The following is a 17,179-nucleotide window of genomic DNA, read 5'->3' as shown; positions in this document are numbered from 1 at the left end:
AGGGGGAGAAAATGCTCGTACGGTCTCTGGCCACGTTCGGATGCGCGATTGCGCTGGGGGCCTGTTCCACGATGGGCGGCGGCGATGCTTCGCGCAGCGCCGCCTCCTCTCCCTCTTCGGCCAGTGCGGCTGACGGGCCCTACGCCTCTACCTACGAACGCTTCCCCGGCCGCCCGACCGCGCTGGTCGGCGCGACCGTCTACGACGGGGCCGGGCAGCGGTTCGACAATGCCACCGTGCTGTTCCGCGATGGCGAAGTGGTCGAGGTTGGCCAGGGCCTGGCCACCGACGGCTACGACGTGATCGACGGCAGCGGCAAGTTCGTGACGCCGGGCGTGATCGACATCCACTCGCACCTCGGCGACTATCCCACCCCTTCGGTTCAGGCGCATAGCGACGGCAACGAGGCGACCAGTCCGACCACGCCCGAAGTCTGGGCAGAACACTCGGTCTGGCCGCAGGACCCCGGCTTTTCGCGCGCGCTCGCCAATGGCGGCGTCACCGCGCTGCAGATCCTGCCCGGCTCCGCCAACCTCACCGGCGGGCGTTCGGTCACGCTGAAGAACGTCGCCTCGCGCACGGTACAGGGGATGAAGTTCCCCGGCGCGCCCTACGGCATGAAGATGGCCTGCGGCGAGAATCCCAAGCGCGTCTATGGCGGTCGCGGCCGCATGCCCTCCACCCGGATGGGCAATTTCGCGGTCAACCGCCAGATGTGGCTGGACGCGAAGGCCTATGCCGCGGGCAACCGCAGCCGCCGCGATCTCGCCAAGGAAACGCTGGCGGGCGTGCTCGATGGCGACATCCTGATCCACAACCACTGCTACCGCGCGGACGAGATGGCGCTGGTGATGGATATGGCCAAGGAGATGGGCTACAAGGTCACCGCCTTCCACCACGCGGTCGAAGCCTACAAGATCGGCGACCTGCTGCGCGAGAACGACGTATGCAGCGCGGTCTGGGCCGACTGGTACGGCTTCAAGATGGAAAGCTACGACGGCATTCCCGAAAACGCCTCGCTCCTGTGGAAGGCGGGCGCGTGCGTGGTGATCCATTCGGACGACGAGAACGGCATCCAGCGACTCAACCAGGAAGCCGCCAAGGCGCAGGCCGCCGGACGCCGCATGGGGCTGGACATTCCCGACGCCGAGGTGATCGGCTGGATCACGCTCAACCCCGCCAGGGCGATGGGCATCGACGCGATGACCGGCAGCCTCGAGCCGGGCAAGATGGCGGACGTGGTGCTGTGGAACGGTGACCCGCTGAGCGTATATTCCCGGCCCGAGAAGGTCTGGGTCGACGGCGCGCTGCTATACGACGCGCTCGACCGCAAGCGCCGCCCGGTGAGCGATTTCGAACTCGGCCAGCCCGGCGAAGGGGATGTGAAATGATGCGCCGCGCACTTCTCGGCACCGCTGCAGCGCTGGCCCTTGCCGCACCGGCCTTCGCGCAGGACTTCGCCATCACCAACGCCACGGTCGCCACCGGTGACGGCTCCGAACCGGTCGAGAATGCCACGGTCGTGGTGCGCGACGGCCGCGTGGTCGCGGCTGGCACCGGCGTCTCCGCGCCGGCGGGCGCAGAGGTGATCGACGGCACCGGGAAATGGGTGACGCCCGGCATCTTCTCCGCCGTGACCGATCTGGGCCTGTCCGATGTCGACGGCGTGAGCGAGAGCAACGACGAGGCTGCAGGCAATTCGCCCTTCAGCGCCGCGCTCGACGCCTCGAGGGCGCTCAATCCCAATTCGCAGGACGTGCTGGTCGCGCGCGCCGACGGGATTACCCGGGCCAGCGTGTATTCGCGCCCCTCGGCCTCGATCTTCGGCGGGCAGGGCGCGGTGATCGATCTGGGCGCGGACCCGGAGATGGTTACGCGCACGCGCGCCTTCCAGATCGTCGATCTGGGCGAGACCGGCGCACGCATCTCGGGCGGCAGCCGGACGAGCGCGCACGCGCTGCTGCGCAATGCCCTGCGCGAGGCGCAACAATATGGCGATCGCGCCGCCATCGGCGCGGCGACCGCGCGCCCGAGCGAGACTCGCTTCGGCGACGATGTTCCGCTCGACCCGCGGCTCGATGGCAGGGATAGCGAGCGGGCGGGCGACGTGCTGCTCACCCGCTTCGATGCCGCCGCCCTGGTCCCGGTCGTACGCGGCGAGCAGCCGCTGTATGTGGTGGCCGAGCGGGCCGCCGATATCCGCGAGGTGCTGAAGCTCAAGCGCGATTTTCCCCGGCTCGACCTCGTCCTGCTGGGCGCAAGCGAAGGCTGGCTGGCAGCCGACGCCATCGCCGCGGCGGGCGTGCCGGTGATTGCCGATCCGCTCGACGATCTGCCCACCGGGTTCGACCAGCTTGCCGCGACGCAGAGCAATATCGGCCGGATGCGCGATGCGGGCGTGACGGTCGCCATCGGTCGGATGAGCGGCGGGACGGGCGAACAGCCGCGCAATGCACGCCAGTATGCGGGCAATCTGGTCGCCCTTACCCGCCTGCAAGGCGCAACCGGGCTCACCTGGGGCGAGGCGCTGGCCACGATTACCTCCGTTCCCGCACAAATCGCGGGCTTCGGAGGCCGGCTGGGCACGCTGACCAGCGGCGCGACCGCCGATCTGGTGATCTGGGACGGCGACCCGCTGGAAGTGGGCAGCGCGGCCGAAGCGGTGTTCATCGACGGTGTCCGCCAGCCGACCGACAACCACCAGACCCGGCTGCGCGAACGCTACCGCGACCTCGACGAGAGCGATCTGCCCAAGGCCTACGACTGGTAGGGCCACACCGGGCGACAGGCGTGGCCTGCCTGCCTTGTGCACCTCGAGATTCGCGGGATCGCTCTCCCGCGATCCGGGGGCGCGGCTGGCGATCTTCCGCAATGCATCGCATCGCCCGGCATGCCAGCGATTGCGCGGGCAGGAAAATCCGATAGTCTCGGCCTCGCCCGCCGCCAGGCGGGCCGGTGAGGGAGAGACCGATGGACCCGCTGACTTCGCTGATCGCCGCCAGTATTGCCTTTGTCGGCACGCATTTCGCCATGTCCCATCCCTTGCGCGCAGGCATGGTCCGCGTGCTTGGGTCTGGCGGCTTCATGATCGCCTATTCGCTGGTCAGCGCAGCGACGATGGCGTGGATGTACTTCGCCTTCGTTGCCACGCCTGCGGGCGCTCCGCTGTGGGGCGGGTACTCCGACGCCGTGTGGATCGTGGCGAGCATTGTCACATTGGTCGCCATGGTGCTGTTCACCGGATCGCTGGTCGGCAACCCGGCGTTACCCGCGCCGGGCGCGGAGAAAGCCGCGCTGGGCGAACCCGGCGGCGTGTTCAGGGTGACGCGTCATCCCATGATGTGGGGCTTTGCCCTGTGGGCGCTCGCGCACCTCATCGCAGCCCCCACCGCGCGGACCATCGTGGTGGCGCTGGCCATCGCCGCGCTCGCGCTGATCGGCGCGCATCTGCAGGACCGCAAGAAGGAGGTGCTGATGGGCGATGCGTGGCAGCAGTGGGAGGCGAAGACGAGCTACTGGCCGAAGCTGCAGCGCATTCTTGCAGTCGGTTTGCTGCCATGGATCGGCGGGATGGCAGTGTGGCTCGGCGCGAGCTGGCTGCACAAGGGCGTGGAAGCGGGCGTCTGGCGCTGGCTCTAGCCGCGCGCGCGCGGCACTGCGGCGGCGCGAAGAAGCCCGCTACGCGCCTTTGAAATCGGGCGCGCGCTTTTCGATGAGCGCGGCGACGCCTTCTTCATGGTCCGCCGTGTGGTGCATCAGCCCCTGCGTGCTGGCAGCAAGCTCCAGCGCACCGTCATAGGATAGCCCGCGCCCCTGCCGCAGCATCATCTTGGTCTGGCGCAATGCGGCGGGCGGCATGGCCGCGACCTTTTCCGCCAGCGCCTGCGTCTCGTCCATCAGCGCATCGGGCTCCACCACGCGGGAGACGAAGCCCCATTCGAGCATGGTCTGCGCGTCGATCACCTCGCCAGTGAAGAACAGCTGAGCCGCGCGCGCCTCTCCGATAACCCTCGGCAGCAGCCAGGTTCCGCCATCGCCAGGCACGAGGCCGAGCTTGAGGAAGGTGACGCCGAACTTGGCCGAGGTGCTCGCAATGCGCATGTCGGCAAGGCAGGCGAGATCGCCGCCGAGCCCGATGGCGGGCCCGTTGATCGCGGCGATCAGCGGCACGCGCAGGTTATAGAGCGCGCGCAGCATGCGGTGGATGTTGGTGCGGTAGCCATCGGCGATATCTGCGGGCGATCCGGCAAAGTTGCCGGTCCGCTGCTGCATCGCCTTGATGTCCCCGCCCGCACTGAACGCGCGCCCCGCCCCGGTCAGGATCGCGCAGCGGATATTTGCGTCCGCATTGATCGCGTCGCACGCCTCGACGAAGGCATCGCCATCGCCCGCCTGCCCGAGCGCGTTCATGCTCTCGGGCCGGTTTAGGGTGAGGGTGGCGATATGGTTGGCGGTGGTGAGGGTGAGGAGGGACATGCGGGTTCCTTTCGGTCGTCCCAATGCCAGCCCCACATCCGTTCGTCAGCCCGGCCCCCGAGCCGGGGGCAGGCCTTCTTTGACGGTATCGCAGAAGAAGCTGGACCCCGGATCAAGTCCGGGGTGACGAAGTGGTGGGGGCCATGTCGAGCCAACGACCGTAATTCCGGATCGTGACCGGCCATCCTTCGGGCCAGTCCGGCATGTTGCTCTCGTGGAACTCCTTGAGTTCGGCCCATTCGCGCGGCCAGTCCATTCCGAAATCGTCATCGTTTATCGGGAGGTCCTGCACGAGATCATCCTCGGGATGCGGGGCCAATGGTGGCCGATAAAGTTCGAGGTAAGGCAGCGCAGTCTTCCATAGGAAAGCCGACGCCGCCTCCGACACGTCGACTCGCATCATCTGCATGAACTCGGCCTCAGTCGGATTGATGCGCCGTGCCGAAGTCTTGCGGACCTGCTTACCCGTATTGCGCCATGCGATCCCGAACCAGATACCAAGTCCGCTCAGGACAAAGAGGGAAGCGAACAGCCATTCGGGAATGCCGAGCAACTCGCCCACAGGGCTAAATCCCTAAGCCCGCGCCTCTTCGACCCCCGCCGAATTGTGCCGCAGCGCGGCTAGTACCGTGTCGAGGATATGCGGCGCATTCAGCCCCGCCTCGTCGTACTGCTTCTTCGGGTCGTCCTGGTCCTGGAAGATATCGGGCAGACGCATCGTGCGCACCTTTAGCCCTTCGTCGAGCAGGCCGCTGTCGCTCGCATAGGTCAGCACATGCGCACCGATGCCGCCGATGGCGCCTTCCTCGATCGTCAGCACGACCTCATGCTCGCGCATGGCCTTCTCGATCAGTGCGGTGTCGAGCGGTTTGGCGAAGCGCATGTCCGCCACGGTGGTCGACAGCCCGCGCGCTTCGAGCTGCTCCGCCGCTTCCAATGCCTCGCCCAGCCGCGTGCCGAGCGAGAGGATCGCGACCTTGCTGCCCTCTTTCACGATCCGGCCCTTGCCGATTTCGAGCTTCTGCAGCTTCTCCGGAATCTCCACGCCCGTGCCCGCGCCGCGCGGATAGCGGAAGGCGATGGGGCCCTCGTCATATTCGGCGGCGGTGTAGGTCATGTGCGCCAGTTCCGCCTCGTCGCTCGCCGCCATCACCACGAAATTGGGGAGCGTCGCCAGATAGGTAATGTCGAACGAACCCGCATGGGTCGCGCCGTCCGCGCCGACCAGCCCCGCGCGGTCGATCGCGAAGCGGACGGGCAGGTTCTGGATCGCGACGTCGTGGACCACCTGGTCGTAGGCGCGCTGGAGGAAGGTGGAGTAGATCGCGGCGAAGGGCCGCATGCCCTGCGCGGCGAGGCCGGCGGCGAAGGTCACCCCGTGCTGTTCGGCAATGCCGACATCGAAGCTGCGCTCCGGGTGCGCCTTGGCGAACTTGTCGACCCCCGTGCCGCCCGGCATCGCGGCGGTGATCGCGCAGATGCGGGTGTCGGTCTCGGCCAGCTTGGCAAGCGTCTCGCCGAACACGTTCTGGTAGTTGGGCGGCCCGCCCTTGGACTTCTTCTGCTCGCCGGTGATGACGTCGAACTTGGAGACGCCGTGGTACTTGTCCGCGCTCTCTTCCGCGAACTTGTAGCCCTTGCCCTTCTCGGTCACGACATGGATCAGCACCGGGCCCTGATCGGAATCGCGCACATTCTCCAGCACCGGGATCAGGTGGTCGAGATTGTGGCCGTCGATCGGGCCGACGTAGTAGAAGCCCAGTTCCTCGAACAGGGTCCCGCCGGTCACCATACCGCGCGTGAATTCCTCCGCCTTGCCGAGCGAGGAATGGATGCGGCGATGCATTTTCTTGGCGACCTTGGAGGCGAGGCTGCGCAGGCCGAGATATTCGCCGCTGGAGACGACGCGTGCGAGATAGGCGGAAAGCCCGCCCACCGGCGGGGCGATCGACATGTCGTTGTCGTTGAGGATCACGACCAGCCGGTTACCCGCCTGTTCGGCATTGTTCATCGCCTCGTAGGCCATGCCCGCGCTCATCGCGCCATCGCCGATCACCGCGATGGCCCGGCCCGGCTTGTCCTGCAGCCTGTTGGCCATGGCAAAGCCGATCCCGGCGGAGATCGAAGTGGAGGAATGCGCCGCGCCGAAGGGATCGTACTCGCTCTCCGAGCGCTTGGTGAAGCCGCTGAGGCCACCGCCCTGACGCAGCGTACGGATCCGGTCGCGCCGCCCGGTCAGGATCTTGTGCGGGTAGCACTGGTGGCCGACATCCCAGATCAGCCGGTCCTCGGGCGTGTTGAAGATGTAATGGATCGCCACGGTCAGCTCGACCACGCCCAGCCCCGATCCCAGGTGCCCGCCGGTGGTGCCGACCGCATCGATCATTTCGGTGCGCAATTCGTCGGCCAGCTGGCGGAGCTTGTCACGGTCGATCTTGCGCAGATCGGCGGGGAGGTTGACCGTATCGAGCAACGGCGTTTCAGGGCGATTATCCATGATGGAGGTTCCTACAGCCTCCAATCGCACCTGTCGATAAAGCGCGTCGCCGCCGCTACTTGCTGCACGCGGCGCACAGGCCGCGCAGCTCGACCACGGGGCGAACCTCGGCATAGCCCGCAGCCTGCCCGGCTTCGCGCAGGGCGCCGGTCAGCGCGTCGTCATCGACATGGTCGGCCGCGCCGCAATCGTCGCAGATCAGGAAGATGCAGTCGTGGCGGCAGCCCGGGTGCGAATTGACGAGAAAGGCGTTCGCACTCTCGATCCGGTTGGCGAGGTTCTTGCGCACGAAGATGTCGAGGATGCGATAGACGCTGTTGGGCGCCACCCGGCTACCGCGGCGGTTGCTGAGGTTTTCGGCAATATCGTAGGCGGAAACGGGGCGCGAATGGCGCGCCAGTTCCTCGAACACTTCGGACCGCATGCCGGTCCAGCGCTCGCCTTGCGTTTCCAGCGAACGGCGCGCTGCATCGATCAGCGCCTCGCCCTCGTGCTCGCGGTGGGTGTGCTTGTGTGCGGTTGCCATGCGGCAGAGATAGCGCGTGCGCGCCGCAGTTTCCAGATTGGCTGTCGCCGGGGGCTGGCGCGCCGCTCAGTCCTTCAGGAAGCTTGCCCGAAAGACGCCGGGGTAGAATTCCTTCAGCGCAGCAACCTTGGGCGCATCCCAGCGCCGGATATAGCCGTGGCGCGGGTTCTTGAGCGCGAAGTTCTGGTGGTACTCCTCCGCCGGGTAGAAGGCCTGTGCACGCACGATATCGGTCACGATCGGCTTGTCCCACACCCCGCTGCGCTTCATCTGCGCGAGGTAGGCCCTGGCAACTTTCAGCTGCTGGGCGGACGTGGGGATCAGTTCGGCATTGTAATGCGCACCGCGATCGGGACCTTGGCGATTGCGCAGGGTCGGGTCGGCGACCACCGAGAAGAAGATGCGCAGCAGCTGGTCGTAGCGGATTTGCGAGGGATCGTAGGTAATCCTCACCGCCTCCACATGATCGGTGATGCCGCTGGAGACGAGCTTGTAATCGGCCTGCCGCTGCGTGCCGCCATGATAGCCGGAGACCGCGCTCTTCACGCCCTTCACATGGCTGAAGACCGCTTCCACGCCCCAGAAACAGCCGCCCGCGAAGATGGCGGTCTTCAACCCGCTCTCCTTCGCCTTCACCTTCGCGATGGGCGCTCGCACGTGGTTTTCCGCTGCCAGCGCCGGGCCGCAGCCTGTCAGCGCGAGCGAGCCCGCTGCAAGCAGAGACAGAATTCCGGCGGATACGCGCGTCACTATTGAACCACCGCGATCAGAGCCTCCGCCCCGTCGAAGCGGGTCATGACGAGCGCGAAGGCAACCGCGCCGAAACCGATGCCGAAGCTGCGAAAGAGGTCTGACTGGAATATCTTCATGGGTGATTCTCTGGCGAAATGCGTTGCTGTGCACCCGATATGGAGTGCGCCCGCTTTCTCGGCAGTGAATTTCTCGTACACACCCGCCGATCCGTGCATGCGCCGGGGTCGGCTACGTCACAGGTGGCCGAATCAGTGCCGGAAGTGGCGCATTCCGGTGAAGACCATCGCCAGCCCCGCCTCGTTCGCGGCGTCGATGACTTCGGAATCGCGCATCGATCCGCCCGGCTGGATGACGGCCGTCGCGCCCGCTTCCGCCGCTGCCAGCAGGCCGTCGGCGAAGGGGAAGAACGCGTCGGAAGCGACCGCGCTGCCGACCGTGCGGGGCTCCGCCCAACCGTATTTCTCCGCCGCTTCGGCCGCCTTGATCGCGGCGATGCGGCTGGAGTCGCGGCGGTTCATCTGGCCCGCGCCGATCCCGGCGGTCGCGCCCTCCCTCGCATAGACGATCGCGTTGGATTTCACGTGCCGGGCGACGGTCCACGCGAACAGGCAATCGCGCAGTTCCTGCTCGCTCGGTTCGCGCTTCGTGACCACCTTCAGATCGCTGCGCGCGATCGTCGCGCTGTCGCGGCTCTGGACCAGCAGTCCACCGGTGATCGGCTTGACCGAAAGGCCAGCCCGGCGCGGATCGGGCAGGTCGCCCACGGTCAGCAAGCGCAGGTTCTTCTTCTTCGCAAACGCCTCGCGCGCCTCGTCCGAAACGCTGGGCGCGATCACGACCTCGGTGAAGATCTCGCAGATCGCGCGCGCGGTCTCGCCGTCGAGTTCGCGATTGACCGCCACGATCCCGCCGAAGGCAGACACGCTGTCGCACGCCAGCGCCGCGTTCCAGGCTTCGATCAGCGTGCCCGATTGCGCCACGCCGCAGGGGTTGGCGTGCTTGACGATGACCACCGCCGGCTCCTCGCCCGCGAATTCGGCGCACAGCTCCAGCGCGGCGTCGGCATCGTTGTAATTGTTGTAGCTCAGTTCCTTGCCCTGCAGCTGCTCGGCCTGCGCGATCCCGCGCGCGTGCGGGCCGGCGGGCGTGTAAAGCGCCGCCTGCTGGTGCGGGTTCTCGCCATAGCGCAGCACGGTGGGGGCCTTGCCACCGACCGAGAGATAGTCGGGAAACTGCTGCTGCTGATCGGCAAAGGCGAACCACTGGCTGATCGCGCCGTCATAGGCGGCGGTGGCGGCAAAGGCCTTGGCCGCCATCTTGCGGCGGAAGTCGAGGCTGGTCGCTCCCTCGGCCTGCTTCAACTCCTCGATGAGCGCGCCGTAATCCGCCGGATCGGTGAGGATGGTGACGAACTGGTGGTTCTTCGCTGCCGAACGAACCATGCTGGGCCCGCCGATATCGATATTCTCGATGATCTCGGCGCGCTCGGCACCCTTCGCCACGGTCGCTTCGAACGGATAGAGATTGACCACCACCAGATCGATCGCGCCGATGGCATGCTCCTCCATCGAGGCGACATGATCGTCCTTGTCGCGCAGCGCGAGCAGCCCGCCGTGCACCTTGGGATGCAGCGTCTTCACGCGCCCGTCCATCATCTCCGGAAAGCCGGTGAGGTCGGATACGTCGCGCACCTCGAGCCCCGCCTCGCGCAGCGCCTTTGCGGTGCCACCGGTGGAGACCAGCTCGACGCCACGGTCGGCCAGCGCGCGGCCAAGCTGCGCCAATCCCTCCTTGTCCGATACGGAAAGGAGGGCCCTGCGGATCGGCATGTCGGTCAAAATTCTATCCCATCTTCTTGAACAGCCAGGCAAAGCTGCCGCCACTGCGCGGTGCCATGCCCTGCAAAACGAGCTGCTGGATCGGCTGCGGCCGCCCCTCGCCATCGACGAAGAGGCTGTCCTCTACCGAAAGCGTGCCCGTATATTCGCCCGCGACCCGGAATTGCCAGTGCGTTCCGTCGGGCAGAGCCAAACCTGCGCCCTTGCGGTCTTCGGAAAGGCGCGCGGCGATGCCCGGGCCGAGGTGGAAGCGGATCGCGTAGCCTACCTTGCCGCGCTTGCCGCGCTTGCTCGCGGGCAGCAGCACATCCTCGCCCGCCAGTTCCGTGCCATCCTCGCGCAGCACCAGCACGCGGCGGTGGTTGAGGCCGAAACGGCCGGCATAGCCATCATGGCTCGCTTCCAGACGGGTCGCCCCGCCGCGCTTGCCGCCAACGGTGCGCCGGTCGACCTCGACCTCGCCCACCCCGGCGCCCAGCTTGCCCTTGATGAGGATTGCGGTGGAGTTGACGTCTTCGAGCACCAGCGTGGAGTGCGCCGCAGTGGCGCGCAGGCCCTGTTCGATCCGCGCCGGAACCTGTCCGCCTGCCCAGGCAGCCCCGCCGCAATTGACGATGATCCGCTGGCCGTGGGCGGACAGCTCGAAGGCCAGCGTGGAGGCGCAGCCGGATCGTGCGTAGCGCGCCAGCGGCGGCGGTGCGGCGTCGAATTGCAGCACGGTCTTGCCCGCGCTCGCCCGGTGATAGCCCCAGCCGCGCGGTTCCTTGAGCGGGCGTGTGCGCACGCCGCTGGCCTTGATGAGCGTGGCGACCCGATCCGCCGTCACGGCCCCTGCGCCCTGCCAGTTGCCCATCCCGCCCTCGCCATGCATCACCGCGAGCAGCGGCGGCACGATCAGTTCGGACACCGCACCGATGAACTTGGGCGGTTCGGTATTGGTCGCGCGGTAGCAGGCTACCAGTTCGGTCAGCAGTTCGAGCAGCTCCATCTGCCCCAGCGGGCTGCGCGACTGGATGCCCCCATCCTCGCCCACGAAATCGCCGAGCGCGCGCGACAGACCGGCTTCGGCGAACAGGCGGCGCGGCTTGCCTTCGGGCAAAAGCAGCCCGGCCGCGACCAGCGCACCCCAGCCGAACACCTCGGCCTGCTTGTCCGGCGCCTTGGATACCGCCCCGTCGAGCCAGCGCGCCGCCTTGTCCAGTGCGGCCAGCGTGCGCCCGCGCACCGCCTTGTTGGACAGGATCAGCGGCGCATGGACCAGCCAGGCAAGCATGCGTTTCGCGCTGGCCTCCACCTCCCACGCCGGGCCCTTGCCGGGCAGCGGATGCGCGTCGAGCCAAAGGCGGTGGATGCGCAGCGCGGTCGCTTCCACCTGCGGCCTTGCGCCAGAGCCCGCGAGATCGCGCAGCCAGGCATAGGAATGCACATGGCGCTCGATCGGCGGCGCAGGGCGTGCGGACCCCGGCGCGAAGTCGAGCTGAGAGATCGGCAGCTTGATCCCCTGGACCAGGAAGTGCCCGGCCCGCAGCGCCATCCCGGCAGCCCGCTCTCCGGCCAGCGGCGGGGTGACGGTGGCGAGCACGCGGCGCTTGGCCGGCTTGCCCAGCGGCGAGGTGATCAGCCGTCCGCGAACGCCCGCAGTATAGGCCATGCGCACCAGCCGCTCCACCGGGCTCACCCGGGGCGCGCCGATTTCCTGCGGCACCAGCGCGCGCGAGGGTGCCAGCACCTCGACTTCGGGCGCAGTCTTTTCAACGCGCGGCGTCGGCAGCGGAGCGGCTTGTTCACGCGCGTCCCCTTCGTGCGCGGCCCCTTCGCGCGCAGCTTCCTCCTTGCTCAGCGCGGTCGGTTCCGGCTTGCTGCCCAGCGTCATGATAAGCTGGCGCGCTGCACGCTCTTCCCTGTCGAGAACAGTGCGATCGGGCGCATCGTCCGCATCGTCGCCAACCGTCCCACCTGCGACCGGATCTGGCCCAATCGAATCCGTCATTTCCCGGCTTTCCCCTTGAGGCTCGCGATATTGGCGGCGTAGCGTTCCGGCCCGCCCCTGAACGTGGCCGAGCCCGCCACCAGCACGTCCGCCCCCGCGGCAATGCAGCGGGGCGCGGTCTGCGCATCCACCCCGCCATCCACTTCCAGAAAGATGTCGCGCCCGGTCGCGTCGATCATTTTGCGGATCGCCTCGATCTTGCGCAGCTGGCTGTCGATGAAGCTCTGCCCGCCGAAACCGGGATTGACGCTCATCACCAGCACCAGATCGACCATGTCGATCAGGTATTCGAGCACGCTTTCGGGCGTTCCGGGGTTCAGCACGACCCCCGCCTTCTTGCCCAGCGAACGGATCGTCTGCAGCGTGCGGTGCGTGTGCGGCCCCGCTTCGGGGTGGATCGTGATGTGGTCCGCACCGGCATCGGCAAAGGCTTCCAGCCACTGATCGACCGGGCTGACCATCAGATGCACGTCGAACGGCTTGTCGCTGTGCGGGCGCAGCGCCTTGACCACCGCCGGGCCAATGGTGAGGTTGGGCACGAAATGCCCGTCCATCACGTCCACATGAATCCAGTCCGCGCCTGCCGCATCGACGCCGCGCACCTCTTCCCCCAGCCGTGCGAAGTCGGCGGAAAGGATCGAAGGAGCAATCAGCGGCGTGGTCATTCGCAACAGCACTTCGCAAGCGGAGGACGTAATCGGCCGGGGCCGGATTGGCTCCCTTAGCGCTTTGCGAATCGGATTGAGACAGCCGCGCGCGTGTTTTCCCCGGAAGGCAAGCACCGCGATGCCGGTTTTCCGGCGAGTCGCACCAAATTCAGGAGGAATTCAGCGTAAGATCCCATATTCCATGTCCAACAGGGCGCCGCCGTACACAGGCCCGCCCCGATTTTTCGACCGATCAGCAATAACGGGCATCCGAACATGATTATGAGCAAGAAGGCTGCACGGCGGCTTGCACTGGGGCTTCTGGCGAGCGGAATGGTCGCCATGCCCGTCGCCAGCCAGGCGCAGTACGAACAGAGAATATCGAACAACCTTGCGAACTGCGCCCCCGGCAAGGGGCCGGCCATCCGCGTCACCATCACGGACATCAAGTCGAGCACCGGCAAGGTTCGTCTGCACAGCTATTACGCGAAAAAGTCCGACTGGCTGAAGAAGGGCCGCTGGCTCAAGCGGATCGACATTCCGGCCAAGGCGGGCACGATGACGTTCTGCATCCCTGTCGACGCGCCGGGTGAATACGCGCTTGGCGCAAGGCACGACAAGAACGGAAACGACGAGGACGATATCACGATCGACGGCGCCGCCATGTCGAACGATCCGCCGATCAACATCTTCAATCTCGGCAAGCCGAGCGTGAAGAAGGCGACCTTCACCGTCGGCTCGGGCGTCACCAACGTGACGATGCGGATGCGTTACCTCTGATCGATCCGCGGGCCGCGAACCGATCGCTCGGCTGCCTTGGCCGGTGGCAGAACCCCGTCGGCTAGAGGCAGACGGGGACGGCGCCGCTGCCGCCTATTGATAGCGCAGGGACAGGAACAGGCCCGGTCTGGAGCGGAAGGACCGGCTTTCCTCGAACAGCAGATCGCCGCTGTCGCGGGGGCCGTCGTACAGGCTGCGATCACGGTCGCGCCTGCGTGACAGGATGTTCTCCGCGCTGGCCTCGAGCGTCAGACGTGTGTTTGGCCGGTACGTCCATTTAAGGCTGACATAGGGTTGGGCGTTTGTCCGGCGCACCTCATCGATGCGGCTATAGGTCAGTTCCTGACCAAAATAGACGTCGAGAGTGAAGGTCGATTTGAGCTCCGGCCGATCGAGCGTCGCGTGGAATTCGCCAGCGAAGGGCGCCTTGGCCGTGATACTGCGCTTGTTCCCGGTGATAGGGTCGCGAACGGTGCTGTGACGCCATTCGCCGTCGAAATTCACCCGACCTCCCTGCAGGCCGAGCGAATCCAGCGGCCAGCTCAGCCCCAGCGCGGCTGCGTTGACGGTCCCTCTGCCGATGTTGCCCGGAGCATCGAGCGTGCCGATGGCTACGCGGTCCAGCACGTTGTCGATCCGGTCATGGCGTAGCGTCATGGTGACGGCGCCGTCGCGGATGAAGCGCCGTTCCCACGCTGCCTCAAGAATCCAGGCTGTCTCTGGTTTCAGATCGGCATTGCCTGCATCGATTGTGCCTTCGATGAGCGAGGCCGTGCTGGCGAAATCGCTGAAGTCGAGCTGGCTTACCTCTCGTTCCGCGCGCAGGCGCAGCTGGTCGCGCGCACCAATATCCCATTGCAGCGCCAGCTTCGGCTTCACATAGGTAAAGTCGCGGCCATAGCTTTCGCCATTGCTTCGGTCCCGCTGTCGCAGCGCGGATTGCTCTGCCCGGATCGTGCCTTCTGCCTGAAATGCAGGGGTGAGTTGCCATTTGATCCGGCCGAACAGATCGCCGCGCCATTCGGTGACGATGACGTTGGAATTGGGAAGGGCAAAGGGCAGACCGTCCAGTGTCAGCCCCGCGCGGCTGCCCAGGCTGTTGTAGGCAATTTCGCCACCTGCCTCCCAGCCCAGCCCATCGTCCGATGGACGGTCGAACGCAATGCGCAGGATCCGCTCATCTGCCAGGCTATCGCTCGCGAAATCGCTGGTTACACCGCCTTCGTCGCTGGCGGATCGGATCGCGGTGTCCTTGCGCGTGCCCAGCAGCAAGACCTTGCTGGTCAGGGCCTTGCCGAACTGTCGCGTCCATTCTGCGCCCAGTTCGCCACTCACGGTCTCGATGCGGTCATCGATGCGCGCCTCAGTCCCGCCAAACGGGCCTGTTGCGAAGGAAAGGCGTTCGTGCGTGCGATAGTCCTGATAGGTGAGCGATCCATTGCCTCGCAGCGTGCCGCCGGCGAAGGGGAAATCCCCCGCCAGCCGCGCTTCGCCGCCCTTGATCGGGGAATCGATGGCGATATCGGCGCGTTCGATTTCCTGGCCCTGCGCATCGCGCCTGAGACGGGTGCCTGTTCCACTCTCGTCCTGGTTGGTCGACAGCAGCAGGGAGCCTTCCCAGCCGCCCGAGCCGGTACGACGCGAGGTTTCGAAGCGCAGCGAAGGACGTACTATCCCGTCCGGATAGGCATAGCCTGACAGGGTGTAGCTGCGGGTGGCGCTCTGTTCCTGTTTGCGCACGACATTGACCAGCAATTGCGCGCCCTGCCGGTCTATGCCGGGGCGTTCGCCCCGGATCAGTTCGATCCGTTCCACCTGACTGGCCGGGATGGCCTGCAGAACCGCGGTCAGGGTAATGTTCTTGGTCGACGGGCGGGCGCCATCGATCAGCACATTGCCAGCGCCGCCCGCATAGCCGCGCACAGCATCCCCGCCATCAATCGTGAAGCCGGGCACACGCTGGACCATGTCGAGCGCCGTGGCTGGGTTGGCGTCGCGGAAATAGGCGGGCTCGAACACCAGGTCGTTCGTATCTCCCTGCATGGTGCTCTGTCCCGATGCGGGGGAGGACGACAGGCAGAACAGGAAGATGCAGGCAAGCGACCGGCAACGGAAATGGTGGCGTTTTGCAGTATTCAAGGAACGGTCACCTTCGCGCGGATGCCCAGGGCATCATGGCCAGCAGCACGTCGCCTTTTTCGGTGTCCACGACATGGCGCAGCGCTCCGGCGATATGCAGCGCGACAAGGCCGAGCAGCGCGTAGCCGGCCCATTTGTGGGGATAGGAAAGGAAAGTCGCGGCGGCGTCGCTGCGCGGCAGAAGCGGCGGTACAGCCAGGTTTCCAGGCAATGCCAGGCCATGGCCGGCAAAGCCGTCCATCGCATAGCCGCTCAAGGGCAATAAAATGACCAGCGCCATCAGCACGGCGTGAACGCCCAGCACGAAGCGGCGCATGCCCCCGTGCACCGCCAGTGGAGGGCGGGGCGTCACCATGCGGCATGCGACCCAGCAAAGCGCCAGCGTGAGCACGATCAGCCCGCCCGCCTTGTGGAGGCCGATGCCCGCCATGTAGCGATCAATATAGGGCTGGCTCCAGTCCGGTGGAGACAGGAGATAGATGGCATAGCCTGCGGTTGCGAGCGCCAGCGCCGCCGTGCTCCAGTGAAGCATGGCCACAAGCACTGGCCATCGCGTGGGGACGGCAATCGTCATCGTGCCGCGCCGGAGGGCACGGCGTTGCATTGCCGCAGGGCAGGCACGATGGGACGAACGCTGGCGATTTCCTCGGTCGCTTCGATCGGGCGGTCGGTGGCCATCAGGTCCACACCGTCCTCGGCAAGCTCGGCGTATATCCCCTCCAGCTCGAGATTGATGATCGTGGTGTCGATGTACCACAGCGTGCCATAGGCAAGCGTCAGCCCGCGATCATGGATGGCGTGCCAGGTTTCGCGATCCCGCTTGCCGATGCCGTTCCACGCGATCACGCGCGTCAGATCGATACCGGCCTCGGCATAGGCGTCGAGCGCCTCGAGCTCTTCCACCGCCAGCGTCATCGTGATGGCAGGATCCAGTTCGTGGACACGGGCGGCGTCTTCCAGGCTGTTTACCAGCAGCATGACATGCGGCTGGGCCTCGGCCTGCTGGATTTCGCGCACCACCTGCGGCAGCGCGCTGCTGTCCTTGACTTCGGCCAGCATCAGCGCGCGGCCCTTTGTCCAGGCGATGGCGTCGCCGAAACGCGGAATGCGAAAGTCGGTGGCATTGCCATCATTGTCGACCAGGAAAAGGGTCTGGAGGCTGCTCCAGTCGTGGTCGCTGACAGGTCCGGTCCCCGTCGTAGTGCGGTCGAGTGTTTCGTCGTGCATCAACAGCAGCACGCCATCGCGGCTGCGGCGGATGTCGCTTTCAAACAGAACCGGCTGCGCTGCCAGCGTGTGGGCCACGGTTTCCATGGCGTTCTCGGGATAGCCGGGGGCAGGGCCACCGCGATGCGCGCTGGCCATCGTGCCCTTGCCGCGCAGGCAGCCGAACAGGTCGGCCACACTTGCATAGGGGTTGGAGACAGGCACGCGCGGTTCCGGCAGCGGCTGTTGCGCCGACAGCGGGGTGCCGGTGGCAAGGATCGAGGCTGCCACCAGCGTGTTGAGAAGCAAACGGCTCATCGAAGAGAC

At 66.4% G+C, this 17,179-nt stretch carries 15 protein-coding genes; 4 read left to right on the top strand and 11 right to left on the bottom strand.

From position 1 onward, the window contains the following. Positions 1–11: 11 nt before the first annotated feature. The 3 genes from ADAD_RS0100515 (at position 12) to ADAD_RS0100505 (ending at position 3,639) form a co-directional block, all read left to right on the top strand. On the top strand, positions 12–1,391 hold the full coding sequence (locus ADAD_RS0100515) for an amidohydrolase (RefSeq protein WP_029139798.1): 1,380 nt from the start codon (positions 12–14) through the stop codon (positions 1,389–1,391). Continuing rightward, complete coding sequence (locus ADAD_RS0100510; RefSeq protein WP_010408016.1) at positions 1,388–2,770, top strand: amidohydrolase family protein; 1,383 nt, start codon at positions 1,388–1,390, stop codon at positions 2,768–2,770. The genes ADAD_RS0100515 and ADAD_RS0100510 overlap by 4 nt, the downstream gene beginning before the upstream one ends. A gap of 200 nt (positions 2,771–2,970) precedes the next feature. Next, positions 2,971–3,639, top strand: coding sequence for an NnrU family protein (locus tag ADAD_RS0100505; protein WP_010408014.1), 669 nt, complete (start codon positions 2,971–2,973; stop codon positions 3,637–3,639). Positions 3,640–3,678: 39 nt separating this feature from the next. Here the strand turns inward: ADAD_RS0100505 and ADAD_RS0100500 are convergent, their stop codons facing one another. From ADAD_RS0100500 to rpe, 8 genes are all read right to left on the bottom strand, one after another. Then, positions 3,679–4,476 (bottom strand): crotonase/enoyl-CoA hydratase family protein, encoded by a 798-nt coding sequence (locus ADAD_RS0100500; RefSeq protein WP_010408012.1) that lies wholly within the window; start codon positions 4,474–4,476, stop codon positions 3,679–3,681. Between the two features lie 112 nt (positions 4,477–4,588). Further along, positions 4,589–5,038 carry a hypothetical protein gene (locus tag ADAD_RS0100495; RefSeq protein WP_010408010.1) on the bottom strand — a complete coding sequence of 150 codons (450 nt, stop codon included), beginning with the start codon at positions 5,036–5,038 and terminating at the stop codon, positions 4,589–4,591. Between the two features lie 12 nt (positions 5,039–5,050). After that, entirely contained in the window at positions 5,051–6,973 is a 1,923-nt protein-coding gene (gene dxs / locus ADAD_RS0100490) for a 1-deoxy-D-xylulose-5-phosphate synthase (protein WP_029139796.1), read from the bottom strand. Between the two features lie 55 nt (positions 6,974–7,028). Beyond that, entirely contained in the window at positions 7,029–7,499 is a 471-nt protein-coding gene (locus tag ADAD_RS0100485; RefSeq protein WP_010408006.1) for a Fur family transcriptional regulator, read from the bottom strand. Between the two features lie 66 nt (positions 7,500–7,565). Then, a complete protein-coding gene (msrA, locus tag ADAD_RS0100480) occupies positions 7,566–8,249 on the bottom strand; it encodes a peptide-methionine (S)-S-oxide reductase MsrA (RefSeq protein ID WP_010408003.1) in 684 nt (227 codons plus the stop codon). A 251-nt stretch (positions 8,250–8,500) separates the two neighbouring features. Next, a complete protein-coding gene (gene purH, locus ADAD_RS0100470) occupies positions 8,501–10,090 on the bottom strand; it encodes a bifunctional phosphoribosylaminoimidazolecarboxamide formyltransferase/IMP cyclohydrolase (protein ID WP_029139795.1) in 1,590 nt (529 codons plus the stop codon). 4 nt (positions 10,091–10,094) lie between these two features. Beyond that, positions 10,095–12,080 (bottom strand): heparinase II/III family protein, encoded by a 1,986-nt coding sequence (locus ADAD_RS0100465; RefSeq protein ID WP_010407997.1) that lies wholly within the window; start codon positions 12,078–12,080, stop codon positions 10,095–10,097. Further along, a complete protein-coding gene (gene rpe / locus ADAD_RS0100460; protein WP_010407995.1) occupies positions 12,077–12,745 on the bottom strand; it encodes a ribulose-phosphate 3-epimerase in 669 nt (222 codons plus the stop codon). Before rpe ends, ADAD_RS0100465 begins: the two co-directional genes overlap by 4 nt. A gap of 264 nt (positions 12,746–13,009) precedes the next feature. Between rpe and ADAD_RS0100455 the strand changes: the two genes are divergently transcribed. Next, on the top strand, positions 13,010–13,507 hold the full coding sequence (locus ADAD_RS0100455) for a DUF2141 domain-containing protein (protein WP_010407994.1): 498 nt from the start codon (positions 13,010–13,012) through the stop codon (positions 13,505–13,507). A gap of 93 nt (positions 13,508–13,600) precedes the next feature. On the opposite strand, the gene ADAD_RS0100450 is transcribed toward ADAD_RS0100455, so the two are convergent. Genes ADAD_RS0100450 through ADAD_RS15285 form a run of 3 tightly spaced genes read right to left on the bottom strand, consistent with a single transcriptional unit; the run spans position 13,601 to position 17,170 of the window. Further along, the gene (locus ADAD_RS0100450; protein WP_139020286.1) at positions 13,601–15,646 is read right to left on the bottom strand and encodes a TonB-dependent receptor plug domain-containing protein; all 2,046 of its coding nucleotides are present in this window, start codon (positions 15,644–15,646) and stop codon (positions 13,601–13,603) included. A gap of 7 nt (positions 15,647–15,653) precedes the next feature. Then, a complete protein-coding gene (locus ADAD_RS0100445; RefSeq protein WP_272941316.1) occupies positions 15,654–16,220 on the bottom strand; it encodes a cytochrome b in 567 nt (188 codons plus the stop codon). Further along, positions 16,217–17,170, bottom strand: a complete 954-nt coding sequence (locus ADAD_RS15285; protein WP_010407988.1) for a glycerophosphodiester phosphodiesterase family protein — start codon at positions 17,168–17,170, stop codon at positions 16,217–16,219. The genes ADAD_RS0100445 and ADAD_RS15285 overlap by 4 nt, the downstream gene beginning before the upstream one ends. Between the last annotated feature and the right edge of the window lie 9 nt (positions 17,171–17,179).

This window comes from Citromicrobium sp. JLT1363 (genome assembly GCF_000186705.1).
Classification (GTDB): Bacteria; Pseudomonadota; Alphaproteobacteria; order Sphingomonadales; family Sphingomonadaceae; genus Alteriqipengyuania.
The sequence above is the reverse complement of the archived record's forward strand: the minus strand, read 5'-3'. Positions and strand labels throughout refer to the sequence as shown.

Excerpts from the sequence above, each read along its gene's own strand:
- ADAD_RS0100515 (WP_029139798.1), top strand. The coding sequence starts at position 12 with ATGCTCGTACGGTCTCTGGCCACGTTCGGATGCGCGATTGCGCTGGGG.
- ADAD_RS0100510 (WP_010408016.1), top strand. The coding sequence starts at position 1,388 with ATGATGCGCCGCGCACTTCTCGGCACCGCTGCAGCGCTGGCCCTTGCC.
- ADAD_RS0100505 (WP_010408014.1), top strand. The coding sequence starts at position 2,971 with ATGGACCCGCTGACTTCGCTGATCGCCGCCAGTATTGCCTTTGTCGGC.
- ADAD_RS0100500 (WP_010408012.1), bottom strand. The coding sequence starts at position 4,476 with ATGTCCCTCCTCACCCTCACCACCGCCAACCATATCGCCACCCTCACC.
- dxs (WP_029139796.1), bottom strand. The coding sequence starts at position 6,973 with ATGGATAATCGCCCTGAAACGCCGTTGCTCGATACGGTCAACCTCCCC.
- ADAD_RS0100485 (WP_010408006.1), bottom strand. The coding sequence starts at position 7,499 with ATGGCAACCGCACACAAGCACACCCACCGCGAGCACGAGGGCGAGGCG.
- ADAD_RS0100465 (WP_010407997.1), bottom strand. The coding sequence starts at position 12,080 with ATGACGGATTCGATTGGGCCAGATCCGGTCGCAGGTGGGACGGTTGGC.
- rpe (WP_010407995.1), bottom strand. The coding sequence starts at position 12,745 with ATGACCACGCCGCTGATTGCTCCTTCGATCCTTTCCGCCGACTTCGCA.
- ADAD_RS0100455 (WP_010407994.1), top strand. The coding sequence starts at position 13,010 with ATGAGCAAGAAGGCTGCACGGCGGCTTGCACTGGGGCTTCTGGCGAGC.
- ADAD_RS0100445 (WP_272941316.1), bottom strand. The coding sequence starts at position 16,220 with ATGACGATTGCCGTCCCCACGCGATGGCCAGTGCTTGTGGCCATGCTT.
- ADAD_RS15285 (WP_010407988.1), bottom strand. The coding sequence starts at position 17,170 with ATGAGCCGTTTGCTTCTCAACACGCTGGTGGCAGCCTCGATCCTTGCC.